Origin of the sequence: Lacibacter sp. MH-610 (assembly GCF_045780045.1) — a bacterium.
Lineage (GTDB): Bacteria > Bacteroidota > Bacteroidia > Chitinophagales > Chitinophagaceae > Lacibacter.
Genome location: NZ_CP116002.1, coordinates 3,629,734 through 3,650,319 on the forward strand (window position 1 = coordinate 3,629,734; position 20,586 = coordinate 3,650,319).

13 protein-coding genes are annotated in these 20,586 nt (G+C 41.7%); 7 read left to right on the forward strand and 6 right to left on the reverse strand.

The window, feature by feature from the left end; all coding sequences use genetic code 11:
- The first annotated feature begins 14 nt into the window (after positions 1 to 14).
- The 3 genes from PDL71_RS16650 (at position 15) to PDL71_RS16660 (ending at position 4,148) form a co-directional block, all read left to right on the forward strand.
- The gene (locus tag PDL71_RS16650) at positions 15 to 2,480 is read left to right on the forward strand and encodes a bifunctional UDP-N-acetylmuramoyl-tripeptide:D-alanyl-D-alanine ligase/alanine racemase (protein WP_407523163.1); all 2,466 of its coding nucleotides are present in this window, start codon (positions 15 to 17) and stop codon (positions 2,478 to 2,480) included.
- 103 nt (positions 2,481 to 2,583) lie between these two features.
- Complete coding sequence (locus tag PDL71_RS16655; RefSeq protein WP_407523166.1) at positions 2,584 to 3,285, forward strand: lipoprotein signal peptidase; 702 nt, start codon at positions 2,584 to 2,586, stop codon at positions 3,283 to 3,285.
- Positions 3,286 to 3,299: 14 nt separating this feature from the next.
- Entirely contained in the window at positions 3,300 to 4,148 is an 849-nt protein-coding gene (locus PDL71_RS16660; protein ID WP_407523169.1) for a hypothetical protein, read from the forward strand.
- 72 nt (positions 4,149 to 4,220) lie between these two features.
- Here the strand turns inward: PDL71_RS16660 and PDL71_RS16665 are convergent, their stop codons facing one another.
- Entirely contained in the window at positions 4,221 to 8,000 is a 3,780-nt protein-coding gene (locus PDL71_RS16665; protein ID WP_407523172.1) for a hypothetical protein, read from the reverse strand.
- Positions 8,001 to 8,387: 387 nt separating this feature from the next.
- A complete protein-coding gene (locus tag PDL71_RS16670; protein WP_407523175.1) occupies positions 8,388 to 11,153 on the reverse strand; it encodes a T9SS type A sorting domain-containing protein in 2,766 nt (921 codons plus the stop codon).
- Between the two features lie 814 nt (positions 11,154 to 11,967).
- Between PDL71_RS16670 and PDL71_RS16675 the strand changes: the two genes are divergently transcribed.
- Positions 11,968 to 14,640 carry a PQQ-dependent sugar dehydrogenase gene (locus PDL71_RS16675; protein ID WP_407523177.1) on the forward strand — a complete coding sequence of 891 codons (2,673 nt, stop codon included), beginning with the start codon at positions 11,968 to 11,970 and terminating at the stop codon, positions 14,638 to 14,640.
- A gap of 65 nt (positions 14,641 to 14,705) precedes the next feature.
- Complete coding sequence (locus PDL71_RS16680; RefSeq protein ID WP_407523180.1) at positions 14,706 to 14,924, forward strand: hypothetical protein; 219 nt, start codon at positions 14,706 to 14,708, stop codon at positions 14,922 to 14,924.
- 30 nt (positions 14,925 to 14,954) lie between these two features.
- On the opposite strand, the gene fumC is transcribed toward PDL71_RS16680, so the two are convergent.
- Positions 14,955 to 16,355, reverse strand: a complete 1,401-nt coding sequence (fumC, locus tag PDL71_RS16685; RefSeq protein ID WP_407523182.1) for a class II fumarate hydratase — start codon at positions 16,353 to 16,355, stop codon at positions 14,955 to 14,957.
- Between the two features lie 81 nt (positions 16,356 to 16,436).
- On the opposite strand from fumC, the gene PDL71_RS16690 reads away from it, so the two are divergent.
- Entirely contained in the window at positions 16,437 to 17,858 is a 1,422-nt protein-coding gene (locus tag PDL71_RS16690; protein ID WP_407523185.1) for an alpha-L-fucosidase, read from the forward strand.
- Between the two features lie 4 nt (positions 17,859 to 17,862).
- Here the strand turns inward: PDL71_RS16690 and PDL71_RS16695 are convergent, their stop codons facing one another.
- Both PDL71_RS16695 and PDL71_RS16700 read right to left on the reverse strand, forming a co-directional pair.
- Positions 17,863 to 18,639 carry an enoyl-CoA hydratase/isomerase family protein gene (locus PDL71_RS16695; protein ID WP_407523187.1) on the reverse strand — a complete coding sequence of 259 codons (777 nt, stop codon included), beginning with the start codon at positions 18,637 to 18,639 and terminating at the stop codon, positions 17,863 to 17,865.
- Between the two features lie 71 nt (positions 18,640 to 18,710).
- A complete protein-coding gene (locus PDL71_RS16700; protein ID WP_407523190.1) occupies positions 18,711 to 19,397 on the reverse strand; it encodes a hypothetical protein in 687 nt (228 codons plus the stop codon).
- Between the two features lie 126 nt (positions 19,398 to 19,523).
- On the opposite strand from PDL71_RS16700, the gene PDL71_RS16705 reads away from it, so the two are divergent.
- Positions 19,524 to 20,126, forward strand: a complete 603-nt coding sequence (locus PDL71_RS16705) for a trimeric intracellular cation channel family protein (protein ID WP_407523192.1) — start codon at positions 19,524 to 19,526, stop codon at positions 20,124 to 20,126.
- On the opposite strand, the gene PDL71_RS16710 is transcribed toward PDL71_RS16705, so the two are convergent.
- Positions 20,123 to 20,530, reverse strand: a complete 408-nt coding sequence (locus PDL71_RS16710) for a cobalamin B12-binding domain-containing protein (RefSeq protein WP_407523195.1) — start codon at positions 20,528 to 20,530, stop codon at positions 20,123 to 20,125. The two genes, PDL71_RS16705 and PDL71_RS16710, sit on opposite strands and share 4 nt — an antisense overlap.
- Positions 20,531 to 20,586: the final 56 nt, after the last annotated feature.

Sequence of the window (20,586 nt, forward strand, 5' to 3'; positions counted from 1 at the left end):
GTTCACAACCATTCATGAGTCATTATTCCATTCATACCATTGCAACAGTTGTTCAGGCACAGGTGGTGCAGGAAGGAATGATGGATACACCCATTGAACATCTGTGTATTGACAGCCGCCGTATTATTGATGCACCGCACTCCGTTTTTTTTGCACTGCATACTTCCAAACGCAACGGTCATGATTACATCCATGCCTGTTATGAAAAAGGCATCCGTTGTTTTATTGTAGAGGAAGCAATTGATACATCTGTTTTAAAAGAGGCAACTGTTTTACAAGTGAGCAATTCATTGCATGCGTTGCAGCAATTGGCCGCTTATCACCGCCACCGTTTTTCTATTCCCGTGATTGGTATTACCGGCAGTAATGGTAAAACGATTGTAAAAGAATGGTTGTACCAATTACTGAGCGATCGGTTTGCGATTGCAAGAAGCCCCAAGAGTTATAACTCGCAGGTGGGTGTACCACTGAGTGTGTGGCAACTGCAACCGCATCATACACTGGGTATTTTTGAAGCCGGTATTTCGCAGCAGGATGAAATGGAGGCATTGGCTTTCATCATTCAACCTACCATTGGTGTATTCACGCATTTAGGCGATGCACACCGTGAAGGTTTTGAAAACAAAGAACAAAAACTGCAGGAAAAATGGAAGCTGTTTCAAAAAGCTTCCGTACTTATTTATTCACCGGATGTATGTGGCGGCGTAAACATTCCATCAACATCAATACAACAGTTGCAATGGGGCAAGGATGAAACCAATGAACTGCAGATCGTATCTGTAAAAAAAGAAACACAGCATACAGATATTGTTTTGAAATGGAAGCAACAAACACACCATTTGCAACTTCCTTTCACCGATGAAGCTTCTGTGCAGAATGCACTTACCTGTACCGCCGTATGTCTTTATTTAGAAATACCTGTAGAAGTTTTGCAGCAAAAGCTGCTGCAGTTGAAACCGGTGAGTTTACGATTGGAACTGAAGAAAGGAAGACATCAATGCACACTTATTAATGACAGTTACAGTGCCGATCTTGATTCCTTTGAAATAGCACTTAATTTTTTACAACAACAACAGCAGCACAGCCGCCGGAGCATCATCCTTTCAGATCTTGCCGTAGGCACCGAACAGGAAGCGGCTACTTATAATGCATTGGTTCGTTTGATTGCATCTCATCATGTACAAAGAGTGGTAGGTGTGGGAACGGTTCTGCATCATTACTTCAAAGAACAGCTACCCGCCACCGTAAGTTATCATGCATTTGGCAGTACGGAAGAACTGATTCATCAGTTGCCTTTATTACAACTGCAGGATGAAGCCATCCTCATTAAAGGTGCCCGCAGTTTTGAACTGGAACAACTGATGCCGTTACTGGAACAGCAGGTGCATCAAACTGTTCTGGAAATTAATCTTTCTGCTATTGCACATAATATACAAAGCATACGCCGCAGGCTGCAGCCCGGTGTAAAGCTGATGGCGATGGTAAAAGCATTTTCCTACGGCAGCGGCAGTTATGAAATTGCTAACCTGCTGCAATACCATGGTGTTGATTATTTAGCTGTTGCTTTTGCTGATGAAGGAGTGGAACTGCGGAGGGCGGGCATCCGTTTGCCTATTATGGTCATGAACCCCGAATCCGTTACGTTTGATTTATTAACGGCTTATAACCTGGAGCCGGAGTTATACTCATTGGAAATGACGGCTGCCTTTGCGAATTACCTGCAACAGGAAGGGTTTACGTATTACCCGGTGCATATAAAAATTGATACCGGTATGCACCGTCTTGGTTTTATGCCTGCAGAATGGACGCAGTTGTTGCAATGGCTGCAGGGGAAAGATCTGTTTGCAGTGCAAACCGTGTTCAGTCACCTGGCAGCAGCAGAAGATGCGAATGAAGATGATTTTACAAAAGCACAGGCCCGATTGTTTGATGAAGCCTGTACCTTGATAGCGCAAGCCACCGGTCAATCATTTTTGAAACATATCTGTAATACCTCCGGTATCATGCGTCACCCGCAACTGCAATATGATATGGTGCGGATGGGTATTGGTATGTTTGGTGTTACAGGCTTTGAACCAACAGAATTACAGGAAGCACTTTGTTTAAAAACCACTGTTGCCCAGCTCAAACAACTGCAACCGGGTGAAACGGTGGGCTATAACCGAAGAGGAATCATTGAGCAACCCTCTGTTATTGCGACGGTTCGTATCGGTTATGCTGATGGCTATCCCCGTAACCTGGGTAACGGAAAAGGATTTATGCTGGTGAAAGGTGTGCCGGCGCCGGTAATTGGTACCGTATGTATGGATATGACCATGCTGGATGTAACGCATATAGCCGGTGTAAAAGAAGGAGATGAAGTGATGGTGTTCGGGCCGCAGCTATCTATAGAAGAAGTTGCCAAAAGGAGTGGTACCATTGCTTATGAAATCATGAGTGGCATCAGCCAGCGGGTGAAGCGGGTTTATTTTGAGGAATAGTGAACGGGGCAGCAGTTCAGGTTGTTAAAAAGACGGTTCGCTGCAGGAAGCGGTATTCTGCAAACACTGAAAACTTATCTTTGCCGCACTAAAAACATTCCTTGTGAAATTAAAACATATAGCACTTCTTATTTTATTGATTCTCTGTGCAGACCAGGCCCTGAAGATCTGGGTGAAAACACATATGCTGTATCATGAAGAACGGTTCATTATCGGTAACTGGTTCCGTTTGTATTTCATCGAAAATGAAGGCATGGCTTATGGCTGGAAGATTGGCGGTGAGTGGGGCAAGATGGCCTTAACGCTGTTTCGCCTGGGTGCGGTGATATTCGGTACCTGGTACCTGGCGCATATTGTAAAAAAGAAATACCACAGTGGGTTTATTATCTGTGCCGGTTTGATTTATGCCGGTGCTTTGGGTAATCTTATTGACAGTTTATTTTACGGGATGATCTTTGACAAAGGAATGCGTTTTGATGCCGCCCTTATGAGCCAGATGCCTTATGAAGGGCTGGCTGCTTTTTCTGATAAAGGATATGCCGGCTTTTTACACGGCAACGTAGTGGATATGTTGTACGTACCCATTATTGATGGTAAGATGATGCCTTCCTGGGTACCTTTCCTCGGCGGTAAACCTTTTACTTTTTTCGCCCCGATATTTAACATAGCTGATGCTGCTATTTCTGTAGGTGTTATTGTAATATTACTGTTTCAAAAACGATTCTTCAGGCAGCGTACTGCAGAAGAAACAGGAACTACTGTAGAAACAAGCACCACGGTGAATGATGAAACACAGGTGCTCTGATAAACTAAATGACCATGCTTAAAAAAATCACCCTTGCTACCCTGCTGCTGGCTATGCTGGCCTCCTGTAAAAAAGAAAAAAGCCTGGATACCATCCGTGACGGTGAACCACCTGTATTTGTAGGTAATAACTGCACCATCAGCCAGATACTTACAGTTGATTCATTAACCGGCATCGGGCTGGAAGCACATAATATCAGTTTTAATGCAGCCGGTATTGCCAGTCGTGTAACTGTGATTGACAGTATTCTCAATGATGTGTATGTAGATGATATCCTCACCAACCGGAATGATACGATTATTGTAGGCAATCTTGGTTTTTTTGTAAAGAACAGTAACGGGCAGGTGCGTTTGTTCCGTTTTAAAGAAGACCCCACTGATCCTGCTACGGAACTGATTGATATGACCTTTTCGTATAACAGCGCCGGTTATCTTATCAAGACAGAATATGCGTATGCTGCTTCTTTCTTCCCGCTGCTGCGTTCTACATACACCTACACCGGAAATAATCTTACCAAGGCTGTAACGGAAAGTTTGTTTCCCGTAACAGAAAAAATCATTGAGTCTGATCTCACTTACAGTTCACAAACCGTACGCAATTTTATTTATACGTTTCCGGATGCGTTTTATACTGCTGCTTATTTGCCGGCGGTTCCGTTTGGTAATAAATCAGCCAATGCACTTCAGAAAGTAGCAACCCGTTATTATGACAATGGTACTGTTGTTGATTCTGCCATCACTACGTATAAAAATTACAAACTTTCCAATGATGGTTATGTGCTGGAGTTTTATGCAGATGGCGATTACCAGGATGGCATGGGTTTGTACTTTGAGCGTACGAAGTTTAAATATTTCTGCAGGTAATCATTCAATAGGATTGATAAAAAAAAGACCATGAATTGTTCATGGTCTTTTTTTATGCTTTCAGAAGTCTTATTAATGTTTCTGGATAATGCGGTTGATGGTACCCGAAGCACTTACCACCCGTAAGAGATAAGTAGCACGTTGCAGGTTTACCGGAAGATCAAGACGGATGGCATTGGATCCTTTATTCACCATCATTTTCTGTCCGATGATCTGATGGCCTAATGCATCCATCACCTGTACCTGTATTTCTTCTGTTGCTGAAGTGAGCAACTGGAAGGAAATCTTAGAATCAAACGGATTGATGAGGTTGGTAATTTCAATAGCTGATTTGATATTGCTTACAGAAAGAATATTACTGTAAGTGGATGTGTTATTGGAAATCAGTTTCAAACGGTAATAAGTTTTTGTACTGATATCTTCAGCGTCATTGAACAGGTAGCTGGCGCTGCCGCTGCCCTTTGCCGCTACGGTACCAACATAGCTGAAGTTACGGCCGTCCTTGCTTTTTTCCACTTCATAACGCAGGAGTCCCTCTTCATTACGGCTGTCCCAAGTTAACTGGGCTTTACTATTATTTAAACGGATGTTGAAATTAAGTACTTCCGCATTGAGAGGTACACAGTTAGGATCAACAGTAATGGTAATAACGTCAGAAGAATTATAGATTGAACAGTTATCATTTGAAAGATTGGCAATAATGGTAGCCGTTCTGATACGGTATTTATAACCGTTCATAGCCGAAGTGGCAATGAATGTGGGAACTGCTACGGTATCCCTGTAATCAGAACCGAAATTGGTATAAGTAAAGGTTTGTGTACCGGGCATTTCAGGTGCATTATGCCATGTAGCTCCCCCATCCGTACTTCGTTCCCATTGATAGTACAGGTAATTGTTATAGAAAGAAGATACGGCTACCGAAAGATCAATGGAGCCATTGCGGCAATAGGTTGGAGTATTGTTAGGCCGCATGGTTAAGCCCGGCAAGCAGGTAGCAACGGCAATGTCATCAATAGCCCAGTCATTACCACCACCACCTTGTGCACTGTTACGGATGGAGAAGGTAGCACTTGTTTGTGAGGGGCCTGTTAAGAATACAAATCCCTTTTTAATCCATCCAACAGTATCAATTTCACCTGTATTATAAATGTCCACATCATTCATGAGGAAAGAAAGATTGGGCAATACACCGGGATCAAATCTTGCCGTACCGGTTGAGTCTATACCACAGGTAGGACATACGTTTCGAACCCAGGCTGAGAATTCATAATAAGTGCTGGGACAAAGATTGGTAACGGTATGACGATAAATTTCTGATGATACATAATCAGCATTTACCAGCAGCATATATCCACCATTAGTAGTGGGGCCCGGAGGTGTAGTTCCTGCTGATCCGTTGGTGGTACCTCCATGATCACCATCAATATACCAGTGACCATTAAACATCCTGAAATTACAGGAATTGGGATCAGTTGGAGCCCAGGGGAAACAGGTTGCCGGTGGATTCCTTGCTGCATTCCGGTTGGTACCACTGCGTGGACTTATATTTTTTACAATAGCATACCGGCCATCGGGGATATTAACATTGGCAGACACATCGCCTATGAATGTATAGCCATCAATCGGATCGGTTAGATCTGTACTTCGGTTCAATGTTGTACCCGTGCCGAAAGTTCCTCCAAATTCAGATGCATTATTTATTCCTGTACTGTTAGAACACAAGGTTAATGGTGAACTGATCACAATTTTATAAGGTATTCCGGTAAGTGTAGTATCAACGCCTAAACCACCTTGTGCTGTATAAATAAATCGTGGTGGATTTAATGTAATGGTATCCCCCACAATACCGGTTACTCTTACCCTATAAGCAATAGCAAATAGCAAACCGCCTCCTGCAAAAGGTTTATCACTGTTAACAGTGGAGCCAAACGCAACCATTCTTCCTGTTGCAGAAGCAGATTCTGTAGCAGTATTATTAAGAGGAATACCTGGAGTGGTACCACCAAACCCTAAATTTAGACGAATATTAAATTCACCAAGACCAGGTGAAGCGACATAAGTAGCAGCGTCGTCACTTGCTGCCAGTGTATAACGTTTGTAGGTTAAACCCTCATTGGTACGGATCCAGATAGAATCATGACCACTACCCGCCGTGGCAATAGTTGTATTCGTTGGCACATTATCCACAAAGCGAATATTCTGCTTGATACCCTGTACATGACTGATGGTCATGCGTATTTCAAGAATATCATTCGGTTCTACCACACCACCTGTTGTACGCTTAGTAACGTTTACGTATGTATTACCATAACGTACAGGTGCATTACTTGTAGTAACACAAATATTAAAACGTGCATTCCCATTTTGCAAGGGTGTTGCTGTAGAATACACACGTATATAGTAGGTTTGACCGGGTACTAACCCCGTAGCATTTACAGGACTTGTACCACACGCAACTTGAGTAAAGGAACCGCAGTTACCGGAAAGTACCTGAATATTCCTATTGATGAAATTATTGGAATTCCCTACAGCAGCTAAGGTTACGGTAGCGGTTGTATTAACGGCCACAAACCTGTACCATACATCATAAGTAGCACCGGTGGCACAATTAGGCCCCACAATGGAAGTGGCTGATAAAGTAGCACCGCCCATATCACCCGGGACGTTACTACAGGTATTCCAGATAGGAAGATTCACAGCTCCGGAACAATTATCATTATGAGGGGGTGGTTCTACAGGATCCGTTACACAAATATTAAACCCCGCATTAGTGGAACTACCGGGAGCGGCACTTGTTGAATAAACCCTTACAAAATAGGTAGTACCGGGAGCTAAATAATCGGCATTAATAGAAGTTGTACCACAAAACAGAGAGGTTAAAGTACCTCCGCAAGTACCGGATAATAATTGCATACGGGGATTAACGAAAGCGCTTCCAATACTACTGAGTGTAATCGTAGGGTTTGTAGTTTGCGCTACAAAACTGTACCAAAGATCGTAGGTAACACCTGTTGCACAGTTTGGTGCGGCAACAGTAATCGCTGAAAGTGTAGCGCCAAAAACATTTCCTGCTGTGTTTACACAAGTGGTTCCGGAAAATAAAGGAATGGCATTTGTACATTCATCATTTGAAATCTGGCGCCAGCTTATTATGGTACGACGTGCATTCGTTGCAACAGAAGGGGTTTGGCTTACATTGCCTGTACCACCAGAACCACCTATTCTATATGCTGCTGAATGTCCTTGTAAACCTGTTCCATTATTTCTATACTCCGAAGAAAGACCTGCTTTTGTCCAACCAGCTGTTAAACTACCCCATGTAATGAGGGAAGCCGTGCTCCAAAACGCCATTGTTACAGTATTAGCACCACCATTAGTTACACCTGTTATGCTATTAGGAGATGTTGCTGAATTATTTGGACCCGGACTTTGATCAATGGCCCATGAAACCAAATTACTTGTAGGTCTATAAACATACATTGTAGCTGTAAGTGCATTGGTGTTACCCGACGGGACAGATATAATAGGATTTCCATTCCACGCACCATTGAAACGACACCATGCAACAAATGTACTCTGGTTTGCACCGTTTCCAGCCGAGTTAGTTGTCCAAGTTTGTCCTGCTGTATAACTAACCGATAAGGCTACCGCACCTCCGCTGTTATAATGGCCATACACAACTACCAGATCACCGTTTTGCATACCACCCGGTGGTACAATGGTTACATCAGGTCCGTTTTGTGTGCCGTTATCAGCCGGTGTGCTGGAGGCACCCACAAATGTCTGAGCATTCAGTTGCAACGAGTTGAATGCAAGAACAGAAATGATAAAAATTTTTTGAAATGGTTTCACAGGATTTGATGGTTATAGGGTTTGTAACTAGGTTGGTTAGTTGGTGTAATTAAGTATCGGTTCTTTATATATAGATACGAGCTATTGGATTTAGTTAGATTACTTTTTTGTTGTTGTGAGTAAAAAGCAGAAATGAAATGCCCGTTGTATAATACAAAAGCAGAATTATATGTACTGTTCTCAATGAAACAAGAGAATGCAGGCTCAGTAATAAAGCTACCAGGGCACATAGACATTTGTTTTACTCAGGATAATAGATAATACTTATGTAAAAGTAGAAATAGGCAGAGAGGGAGGCAATAGTAAATACCGCCTTTTTTGTGTAGGTAAATTTCACAAAAAGAAGGCGGTATGTACCGTAAAACCCCTCGTAAAACTTCAGTTTCTTTATTTTACCTGCAGCACCTGACTCAGTTTGCCGGTACTGGTAGTGATGCTTAATATATAAGTACCTTTTTGAAGTGATGCCGACACAGGAAATGCATGGGTATTTATTCCTTTGCGCAAACTTAACTTCTCCTGTTTTACACAACGGCCTGCTACATCCATCAACCTCAGTTCTACTGTTTCATTTTGTGGTGCTGAAACCTGGAAACGCAATTCCTCACGGAATGGATTCACCACATTGAGCAATTCAAAATTTTTAAGACCTCTTATCGAGAGTTGCAAAATATTGCTGTATTTAAATGTATTACCCGCAGCAGCAATCATTTTAAGACGATAATAAGCCTTGCCGCTTAATGCATCAGGATCTCTGAAATTATAATTTGACTCAACACCTCCCTTGACAGTTACAGTTCCGATCTTTTCAAATTGTACTCCGTCCAAACTCTTTTCAATTTCATAAACTGCAAGGTTATTTTCATTTTTAGCAGTCCAGTTCAACACACCATGCTCCTCATTAATAACAGCACTGAAATTGAGGAGGTCAATAGGCAGAATATCACAGGAAGATTTGATATCAAGTGTAAATACTTCGGCACTGTTATATACAGAACATCCGTTATTGTTGAGATTCACAGAAGAGGTTGCTGTTTTTACACGATACTTCCAGCCGTTCTTAGTAGCTTCTGATAAGAAGGATGGTAACGCAACAGTATCTTTATAAACACCTGCTGTATAATTATAAGAGTAATTACGAACGCCGGGCATTTCCGGTGCCGAGGTCCATGTGACGCCACCATCTGTACTACGCTCCCATTCATAAAACGTATAGTTGTTATAAAAGGAAGTTACAATTACTGAAAGATCTATCTGTGCATTCAAGCAATACGATGGATTAGGACCGGGTCTTAATTCCAGTGTAGGCAAACAGGTACCGAGGTTGATATCATCCATCACCCAGTCGTTACCACCACCACCCGGTGCATTATTACGGATCGTAAGTACCGCAGATGTTTGTGATGAATTGGTACGGAACAGAAAACCTTTCTTCATCCATCGCTTGTTATATGGAATACTTCCGGTGGTGTAATAATCCACGCCATCCACCTGGAAGGTAAGATCAGGTGTAACACCGGCACTGTCATCCAGGTTTTTGGGACCGGGTTTATAATTCTTAAATTGAGCACTACTCACACCACGTCCGGAGGTATCGCAACTGCAACCAATACAGATATTTTTAAACCAGCTTGTAAACTCGTAATAGGTATCTGTACATAATCCTGTAACTGTTTTTTGTACCGCATTATTAATACCATAAGCAGCATTTACCACCGCCATATAACCACCATTGGTACCATACGGAGTAGCAAAGTTTCCTGAGTCAACGTTAGCTGCGTTGGTATGATCGCCTATAATATCCCACAAACCAAACACACGGATGGTGCTGTTACCATAAGCCTGGTATTTATTGGTACTCAGGTTTACACTGCTGTTATTGGCCACGTTAAAGAAACCATCATTAGGAGCAGAGCTGGCAAAAGGTGCCCATGTATAACCGGGTGCAATGGTCAATTGAGAGCTATCATGTCTTGTAGCACCACGGCCGAAATCACCTCCGGTATAATTATTTAAACCCACTGCACTTTGGCACAGCAAGTTTGTTTCAGAAACAAATACGGAGAAGCGTGGCAGTTGCCGAACCACCTGCGGGAAGGTAATATCATTTGTATTACTGGTGGCTGTTTTATAACGGAAGGTACCAAAGGCTGTAGTAAAAATAGTTCCTGTAGCTGCTGTTACTCTTACACGATAGGTAATCATAACAATTGCTGTACCGCCATAAAAACTGGGGCGACCGTTGGAACGGATTTTTCCGCCACCTGTTGAAGCAGTTGTGATAGGCGTAGTGGCCGGTGATGCCTGGAAAACTGTTTGGCCTCCTGTGCGTGTTAAACTGGCCACATTCACACGAATAATATTACCTGAAAAAACGGCTTCATCATCACCCGATGCGTCGGTAAGATTTACAAGACCAGTGATGCCCGATTCATATTTCATGCCTTCATTCGTAGAAAATTTGAGTGAGTTGGGTATATATTGTAACCCGGTTGTAATTGTATCATTATATACATTATTATAGATAACACCACTGCTCACGGCAATTACGCTTCTGAACTCCAGCGTGTCTCCATTTTGTATAACACCACCAAAAGGTTTAGAAATGTTCGTATACGATTTACCTACCTGGATAGTAGGAGAATTGGTAACAGATGTGGTGGTAACACAAATACTGAAGCCACCGTTGGCTGTAATAGGTGTAGCGACTGTGTTAGAAAAGATGACCCTTACAAAATATTGTGTGCCCGGAGAGAGGTCAGTATTACTTAAAGCCAATGAGGTACCGCTGGTTTGCACGGCCGTACAGGCCACATATTGTAAGCCTGTACAGCTGCCCTGGTAAATCACCAGTTGTCTTCTTGTGAAAGAAGTACCATAACCGGAGATTGTAATGGTGTGGCTGGAACTTACAGCAGTAAAGGAGTACCAAACATCGTATAAGTTGCCACTGGTACAAGCGGCAGGTACACCTCCGCTGATGGTGGCATTGTTTAATGTACCGGTAGTATTAGTACATGTGGTGTTAGGTGTTAAACTTGTGGCACCTGTACAGTTATCATTAACAGGAGCCTGGGCATTAGTGTGGATGAAGAAGAATACAGCGAGTACACAAAACACCGCAAACCGGAGCAATACTGGATTCGTTTTCATAGTGATACGTTTCGGATGAACAATTGGTTTTGATCTGTATTCCGAATAAACCGGTAATACAAATACTGAACAGATCAGAAAAGAAACAATTCCTTCTGCAAAACCCGGTAACACCGGGTGGGCCTATTGTACATGGAAACAGAAACAGGAGAAAGTAAACTTAGTTTCATAAGGAATGGATTTATAAAATTGGTACGAATAATTCTTCTATAAAAGTACTGTGAAACCTTAAAATAAACTATAAGCAGTAACCCTCAATTTAAGGTACCGTAAATTGTGCATACCTGTCTTTTATATGTAAGAAAACCGCACCGTATATTCCGCATAAAATGTAATAATTGTACTATATGAACTAAATATTTCCTTCTATACCTTTGAAACATCCAATAATTCAATGTAAACCATGAAACAACTGACGCTGCTTCTCTGTACATTATTATTTCTTTCAATTGAAAGTATTTCCCAATCAAATGTATGTACCGCTCCAACGGCCATAACCTCAAATAGCTCATGTAGTTTTACTTCAGGTACCCTTGCAGGTTCAACCTATACTGCATTTCTAACTCCTTGTGGTAATTCAAGTGGGAACAGAAATGATGTTTGGTATAGATTTACAGCTGTTGGAAATCAAGCTACTATAACTATCAATAGCACTGGAACCTTAGGGGGAACTGCCGCACCAAGATTTCAGATTACTGATAATAACTGTACTAGCCCAACGACTGTTTACTGCAGCAACAACAATATTGGAACTGTTACAGGGCTTTCGAATGGGACACAATATCTGTTGAGAGTATACTGTAACAATAACCAAATGACCACTTTTAATATTTGTGTTCAAAGCCTTCCTGATAATCCATTACCTACCCGAATGAATGAAGTATTTAAGACAGAGGTGTTAACGATTTCTCCATCCAACTCTGGTGTTTTAGGTGGAGGCGCAGACAATAATGGAGCATGGGAGATTACCTATTTACCCGGTGATGACTCTTTGTGGGTAACAGAGAACAGAACATACATCATCCGTAAAGTTCATCCGGGCAATGGCGGATCAAGAGTTGTTGCAAACTTTGCCAGTACAGCTGATGGAGGAACCATTACTCCCACCGGTTTCCGACGTGTATTTAATTCAACACAGGCAAATTGGCCTCAGGGAGGCATGATGGGCATGGCTATACATCCTGAGTTTATGACCAACGCTGCAAAACGTTTTGTTTATGTAGCTTATGTGCATACTTATGATGGAGATTTATGGACATTATCAGGCAACACGCAGACAGGTTATAAATACACGAGCAGAATTGTGAGACTTACTTACAATACTTCAAACGGGCAATTAGAAAGCCCCGTTAGCTTATGTGATACACTTCCCGGAAGTAACGATCATAACAGCGGGAGAATGATTATAGCACCCGTAGGTGGTACTGATTATCTGTTTTACACATTAGGCGACGTTGGTGCCGGGCAATTTGCAAATGTTGCCAGAACTATTAAGTCACAACTACTCAATAGCTATGAGGGAAAAGTATTACGATTTAATCTTGAAAGTACGGGTAGTGGTACAGGTTTAGACCCATGGATACCGGATGACAATCCTTATAATAATGTAGCCCCGGTAACCGGTAAGAGTGCCGTTTGGAATATTGGTCACAGAAATATTCAGGGTTTTGCATTCGGAAATAACAGATTATATGGCTCTTCACACGGTCAGTTCAGTGATGATGAAGTAAACGTATTAGAAGCTAATAGGAATTATGGTCACCCAAGAATCCAGGGATTTGCAGATGGTAACTATAATAACTGTCATGCCTCACTTCCTACAACTGACCCTGACGGTGGTGCCGGCCCTATTCCTACACAAAACACCTCGTTACCTTTCATTACAAATGAAGTGACTGATGCCGCAACCATTCCTAATTACCAAGATCCCATCTTTTCCTTTTTTGCAGCACCTAATGGACCCGACGGAACAGCAGGCACAGTGCGGAATATTTATACAACTAGCCCACCTAATTCAGGATGGCCTTCCATAGCACCTTCCGGTATGGACTTGTACTCCGGCACTAAGATACCAGGCTGGAAAAATTCATTATTACTAGCTTCACTTAAGCGTGGCTATATGATGCGTCTTAAATTAAACGCTGCCGGTTCTGCTGTAATACCAACCGCAGGGTTTGATACTGTTTCTGTGTTTAATACACAAAACAGGTTTAGAGATCTCGCTATCAGTCCGGATGGAGGAACTATATTCGCAACCATTGATAAAAAGGGAAGTACATCCGGCCCAACTGCAACCAATTCAGTAAGCAGTAACTGTTCCGGTTGTATCCTTAAATATACCTTCCTTGGCTATGCACCTTCAGGAACATCGCCTTTCCCAAGTACAATTCCAACAAGTATTCCTATTGATTCCAGTACCTCTGCAGGATGTGTTACAGCTACAGCAGTAACCATCAATAATGCTAATAACAATACCAATCTTTGGGTACCCATTACCGGACCTAACGGTAATATCATTGCTGAAATCAACGCTAATGGAAATGAACTTGGTGCAGTGTCCACTTCTTTCTTTACCAGAACTGGTGTACCCGTGAGAAGCTGGGGATCAAATCATTATCTTAACAGAAACGTTACGATAAACGTTGCTACACAACCGCAACCTCAACCCATTCCTACAAACCCCGTGAGTGTGCGTCTTTATATTACAGCAAAAGAATTAGCAGATTTAGTTACTTCCTCAGGCGGAACTATTTCAACTGTTAATGATATTGGTGTATTTAAAAATAATGATGCCTGCGGAACCGTTTTTGGCAATGGCGAAGAAACAGGACAAACTGTAACGGGAAGATATACACAATCAACTTTCGGCCACGCTATTCAGTTTAATGTAACTTCTTTCTCCAGCTTTTATTTCTTCAGAAACGGTATTACGCTTCCCTTTGAGTTAATTACACTCAACGGTAAAGCGGTAAACGATGCCGCAAGATTAGAGTGGATTGTGAAGAATGAAAAAGACATAAATAATTATACCATTGAACGCAGTGCTGATGGTGTACAGTTTACACAAATCGGTACCGTTACCGCTAAAAATGGTTCAGGTGAGTTGAAATACCAGTTTACTGATTTTAATGCAGCTAAAACAGGTACGCTTGTTTATTACCGCATCCGTTCCAATGAAGCTTCAGGAGTTGGAAAATATACCAATACCATCAGTGTAAGCTTTGCAATTGTATTGAAAACATCACTGGCCGTAGCACCTAACCCGGCGAAGGATAAGACTACAGTAACTATACAATCAACAGCTGATGAAACAGTTCAACTGAAAGTAATTGATAACACCGGACGTTTAATAAAAGTACTCACTGTAAACCTTGTAAAAGGTAAGAACAATCTTATACTGGAAATGAGTGATCTCAAAGCCGGCTTGTACTACATAGATGTCACCGGAAAATCTATCAACGAAAAAACAAAACTCATCAAACAATAACACCTGATCTGACTCAGCCTCCTGCCACGTGCAGGGGGCGGGTTATTTATCCGAAACCCTTTGTTATGCATCAACAGGTATTACCCTCTGCACTCATTAATCATGCTTTTAAAGCGCAGGTAAATGATGCCCTTCAGAAAATAGTTACCCGTAAGAACAACAAGGCTGTTGCTTCTTATTTGCACAGCTTATTATTTGAAAAGGTTGAAATGATGCATGAAGCCGAACGGCAACAGCTGAATGATGAACAGGAAGATCCAAATGAATTCAACAGTTATGAATAAAAAAGGAGCAGATGAACTGCTCCTTTTTTATTATCCGATTTTTCCAACCATGTTTGCAGGTACTACCCACTCATCAAACTGTTCGGGTGTAACATAGCCCAGCTTCACGGCCATTTCTTTTAAGGTTGTCCCTTCCTTATGTGCCTTCTGTGCAATTTCAGCAGCCTTGTAATACCCAATTTTTGTATTGAGTGATGTAACGAGCATCAAACTGTTATTTACATGCTTTTTAATATTAGCCTCGATAGGTTCGATGCCAACTGCACATTTATCATTAAAGCTTATACAGCCATCGCCAATCAATCTTGCACTGTGGAGGAAATTATAAATCATTACCGGTTTAAATACATTGAGCTCAAAATGTCCGGTAGCTCCGCCAATATTAATGGCTACATCATTCCCCATTACCTGTGCCGCAATCATGGTTAACGCTTCACACTGTGTGGGATTTACTTTACCGGGCATAATGGAAGAGCCGGGTTCATTGTCCGGAATAAAAATTTCGCCTATGCCACTACGTGGCCCTGAAGAGAGCATACGGATATCGTTTGCGATTTTCATTAAACTCACGGCTACCGTTTTTAAAGCACCGTGGGCTTCAACGATTGCATCATGGGCAGCCAATGCTTCAAATTTATTCTCCGCCGTTACAAAGGGTAATCCTGTTAATGCTGCAATATGTTTTGCTACATTCTCTGAATAGCCTTCAGGAGTATTGATGCCGGTTCCTACGGCAGTTCCGCCTAAAGCTAACTCACTCAAATGTGCCAATGTATTTTTAATAGCCTTTAAACCATGATTGAGTTGTGATACATAACCGCTGAACTCCTGCCCCAGTGTTAAAGGAGTAGCATCCATAAAATGGGTACGACCAATCTTTACCACATTCATAAACGCTTTACTCTTGGTCTCCAATGTATCTCTCAACTTCTCAATTCCGGGGATAGTTGTCTCCATCAAAATTTTATAAGCCGCAATATGCATGGCTGTGGGGAAAGTATCGTTTGATGATTGTGATTTATTAACATCATCATTGGGATGAAGAAATTTTTCTTTGTCTTCCAGTTTGCCTCCATTAAGCACATGACCCCTGTAAGCAACTACTTCGTTTACATTCATATTACTTTGTGTACCGCTTCCTGTTTGCCATACAACCAGGGGAAAGTAAGCATCGAGTTTGCCATCGAGAATTTCGTCACATACTTTGCCAATCAAATCAGATTTTTCTTTAGAGAGCACACCTGCTTCAAAATTGGTAATGGCAGCAGCTTTTTTGAGATACGCAAAAGCACGAATGATTTCTTTCGGCATACGGTTGATATCCTGTGCAATTCTGAAATTATCAATGCTGCGTTGTGTTTGTGCACCATAATAGGCATCCACAGGCACTTTTACTTCACCCATGGTATCTTTTTCTATCCTGTATTCCATAACCTGAATTTTATATTTTTGAAGGAGCACAAAGGTAGGAGTTATGAAAATTCAATTTCCTGCTCAATTTTTCTATTTCGCATGACACGAATACATTGTTTTCTGATTGCTGTTACTGTATTATCAAAATCTGTGTTCAGCCAGGATGTTCTACCCGTACCATCGCAGCAACAGTTAAAATGGCATCAAACCGAGTTCAATCTTTTTCTTCATTTCGGCCCTAACACATTTACAGATAAAGAATGGGGCGAAGGTGATGAACCCGAAGATATCTTTAATCCCACCAGGCTTGATTGCAGGCAATGGTGCCGTATTGCCAAAGCTGCCGGGGCCAAAGGCATCATCATCACCGCCAAACATCATGATGGATTTTGTTTATGGCCCAGTAAATATTCCAAACATACGGTAAGGGAAAGTAAATGGAGAAACGGTAAAGGTGATGTTTTGAAAGAACTATCAAAAGCCTGTAAAGAATACGGTTTGAATTTTGGAGTTTACATTTCACCCTGGGACAGGAACCATCCTGACTACGGAACAGAGAAGTACAATACCATCTTCATGAATATGATGAAGGAGTTGTTTACACAGTACGGCCCCATCCATGAACTGTGGTGGGATGGTGCTAATGGCGAAGGCCCCAACGGCAAAAAACAAATCTATGACTGGAAAGCATTTGTATCAACTGTCCGTTCACTTTCTCCTCAAACAGTAATATTCAGTGATGTAGGTCCGGATATCCGCTGGATCGGAAATGAAAAAGGATTTGCGGGAACCACTAACTGGAATTATCTGAATACAGAGGGATTTACACCGGGCATCGGCGCACCTCCAACTGATACATTAAATACAGGAAATAAACATGGCGCCTATTGGATACCCGGCGAATGTGATGTAAGCATCAGGCCCGGATGGTTTTATCATGCCCATGAAGACGACAAGGTAAAAACGCCGGAGCAGTTGTTTGATATTTATTTAAAATCGGTTGGTCGTGGTTCTGTATTACTACTGAACGTACCACCGGACAGAAGAGGCCTTATTCATAAAAATGATTCTGCTGCGATAATGGCATTTAAAAAACTGCGGCAGCAATTGCTTCCCTCGGCCGGGATTATTGAAAACAGTTCTGTCAATGACTTTGCATTTCGTTTTCAAAAACCGGAGGCATTCAACCTTGACGATAAAACACAAACAATTGAAATCAGTGACTTTGAAGACAACTATATTTCTGCTGACTTTAAAAAACCAATTGAAGTGAATTGTATAGTACTGAAGGAAAATCTGGGCAAGGGTCAAAGAATCGAAGAATTTTACATTCAGATTCTTGATACAGCCAACAGAAGTTACTTTATTAAAGGCGCCACTATTGGCCATAAAAGAATCCTTACATTTCCAAAGATTAAAACACAACTAATCATTCTCAGGATTACAAAATCAAAGGGAAACCCCATGTTGCTTCCCTTTGATTTTTACCTGATTGATGATAAGCTTGTAGAAAAAGAGTAAGCTTTTAACTGAAATCAGGTTTTCTTTTTTCCATGAAAGCGGCTACTCCTTCTTTCATTTCATCCGTTCCAAAACAATCGCCAAAGAGTTTAATTTCTTCTGCAAAACCGTTTTTGCTGTTATCATAGTAAGCGTTCACAGCTGCAATCACTTTACCAACAGCATAGGGGCCTTTGGTCATGATGATTTCGAGTATGTTTTTTGTTTGATTGAGCAATGTATCTGCTGTGGTTACATGATTCACCAGTCCGAGTAGTTTGGCTTCATTGGCATCAATCATGTGGGCCGTCATCATCAGCTCCATCGCTTTCCCTTTTCCCACCAGTTGTGTTAAACGTTGTGTGCCGCCATAACCAGGAATCAAACCTAAGTTCACTTCCGGCTGACCGAATTTTGCATTTTCACTTGCCAAACGAAAATGACAACTCATCGCCAATTCACAACCGCCACCCAATGCAAATCCATTAATAGCTGCAACAATCGGCTTCGGGCAATTCTCGATTGTATTGAACACCATGTCCTGTCCTTTTGCAGCAAGAGCGGCACCGCCATTGGCATCCAGACTTAAAAACTCAGTAATATCAGCACCGGCTACAAAGGCTTTGGGTCCTGCGCCTGTAAGAACAGCACATTTGATTTCTTTATTTTGATATACTTCATCAACAGCAGCACTTAATTCTTCAATCACTGATTTATTCAGTGCATTTAATTTATCCGGACGATTGATGGTAATTGTAAAAATTCCGTTTTCAAGTGAAGTGAGTAATGTTTCGTATGGCATCGTTCTGATTTTTTGATAAAGATAAGGCGGGAAATTATCCCGCCTTGCTTCAAAAAAGAAGAAAAAAATATTTATCGTCTCGTGCTGCCGCTTACAAATTCACGCATGGTAAAATCATAACTGAGTGTAATGAAAAACACGTTTGTTTCCATGCCTGCAAAGGGTCTGCTGTTGTCTTTTATAAAATCCTGGTTGAAAAAGTTGTTAGGAAAATACTGTGCCTTTAATCCTACTTTCTTACTGGTGCGGAAGCCTGCAAATACTGAAGGCATAAAAAGCGGTGTTTGCTTGCCAAACCAGTCGTTGCTTTTAGAAACCTTATCACCATTTACAAATTTTTTCTCTTTGTAGTTAATGGCCAGATCAGCCTGTGCACCGATGTAGAAAAAATTACCTTTCTCAAGATTACCGAATTTAAAACCTGCTGGTACACCCAGGAGTAATACCCTTCTTTTCCAGCGGGTATTGGCGGTATCATCATATATAACACCAATGTTTTTTCCGTTGATACCGGTAAAAAAACCAACATGCTTACTGAAGTCAGTATTAAAATTGGTACCCGTATTTAAAAAAGCTGTAAAGCGTGGTACGTTGTTGAGCATTTTTCCGTTGCGGCTTACATTGGAAAAAGATACCAAACCAGCATCACCGCCACGGGTGGTGTACCATTTCTTTTTTTTGGGTTCAGAACTGTATTGTGCTGCTGCCTGTAAAATAACTGCTGTTAAGAGTGTAATTGTAAAAATGATTTTTTGCATATTCATCTGGTTTGAAGGTAATACGATTACCTGTACTGAATGTTACAGTGCTTTCTTAAAAATTAAACTGCCTAAATATCCTTAACATTTTATTAGTAGCCAAGCCGGGCTGTATATTTGGTGTGTATGACACTGCTCACCATCATTACCTACCTGGGTACATTTGTATTTGCCCTTACCGGTGCCTTTAAAGCACGTACGGCAAAGATGGATGTGTTTGGTGGCTTGGTGCTTGCCTTTGCAACAGCTTATGGCGGCGGCACTTTAAGGGACCTGCTCATTGGAAGAACACCTGTTAACTGGATCAATGATAATATAGCGTTGCTGCTGGTGGTTGCCGGAACCTCTTTTACATTTCTGCTGAAAGAAAATGTGAACCGCTTTAAGCGGACCATCTTTTATACGGATGCTATTGGATTAGGATTGTTTACTGCTGCCGGTATAGAGATCAGCATTACTTATGGTTTGAATGAATTGTATGCTCTGGTGATGGGTGTTATCTCCGCCACATTTGGCGGATTGATTGCTGATATTCTCTGCAATGCCGTTCCTAACTTATTAAAACGGGGAGAGCTTTATGCTACTGCCTGTGCCATTGGTGGAACCGGCTACTTACTACTTAAACAAATACCGCTGGAGTATAATCTCAACCTGTTTGTTTGTGTAATCGTAGTAGTAGGTATCCGAATTTATTCGAAGCGGAAACGATTAACCTTACCGGAAATTTAGAAACTGCGGTGCTCTGCTACCCACTGTTTAATATAATCAGCTATTTCATGCGTATGGGTTCCGGGATGAAATAATTTTCCAACACCCATCTGCTGCAGGGCCTGCATATCCTCTTCCGGAATGATACCACCCCCGGTGAGCAGCACATCATTCATTTCTTTCTGTTTCATCAACTCCATTACTTTAGGAAAAACGGTCATATGTGCACCGCTGAGGATGCTGATGCCAATGGCATCCACATCTTCCTGAAGAGCGGCATTCACCACCATTTCAGGCGTTTGACGAAGACCGGTATAAATGACTTCCATACCGGCATCTCTTAAAGCAGTAGCAATCACTTTGGCACCACGGTCGTGACCATCCAATCCAACTTTGGCAACCAATACACGAACAGGTCTGTTCATAATTCGGCAATTGAGAGCGCTAAAATACAGGGTTTCATCCAACAGATTGGTAACTT

Excerpts from the sequence above, each read along its gene's own strand:
- PDL71_RS16700 (WP_407523190.1), bottom strand. The coding sequence starts at position 19,397 with ATGCAAAAAATCATTTTTACAATTACACTCTTAACAGCAGTTATTTTA.
- PDL71_RS16705 (WP_407523192.1), top strand. The coding sequence starts at position 19,524 with ATGACACTGCTCACCATCATTACCTACCTGGGTACATTTGTATTTGCC.
- PDL71_RS16670 (WP_407523175.1), bottom strand. The coding sequence starts at position 11,153 with ATGAAAACGAATCCAGTATTGCTCCGGTTTGCGGTGTTTTGTGTACTC.
- PDL71_RS16680 (WP_407523180.1), top strand. The coding sequence starts at position 14,706 with ATGCATCAACAGGTATTACCCTCTGCACTCATTAATCATGCTTTTAAA.
- PDL71_RS16650 (WP_407523163.1), top strand. The coding sequence starts at position 15 with ATGAGTCATTATTCCATTCATACCATTGCAACAGTTGTTCAGGCACAG.
- fumC (WP_407523182.1), bottom strand. The coding sequence starts at position 16,355 with ATGGAATACAGGATAGAAAAAGATACCATGGGTGAAGTAAAAGTGCCT.
- PDL71_RS16675 (WP_407523177.1), top strand. The coding sequence starts at position 11,968 with ATGACCACTTTTAATATTTGTGTTCAAAGCCTTCCTGATAATCCATTA.
- PDL71_RS16660 (WP_407523169.1), top strand. The coding sequence starts at position 3,300 with ATGCTTAAAAAAATCACCCTTGCTACCCTGCTGCTGGCTATGCTGGCC.
- PDL71_RS16710 (WP_407523195.1), bottom strand. The coding sequence starts at position 20,530 with ATGAACAGACCTGTTCGTGTATTGGTTGCCAAAGTTGGATTGGATGGT.
- PDL71_RS16695 (WP_407523187.1), bottom strand. The coding sequence starts at position 18,639 with ATGCCATACGAAACATTACTCACTTCACTTGAAAACGGAATTTTTACA.
- PDL71_RS16690 (WP_407523185.1), top strand. The coding sequence starts at position 16,437 with ATGACACGAATACATTGTTTTCTGATTGCTGTTACTGTATTATCAAAA.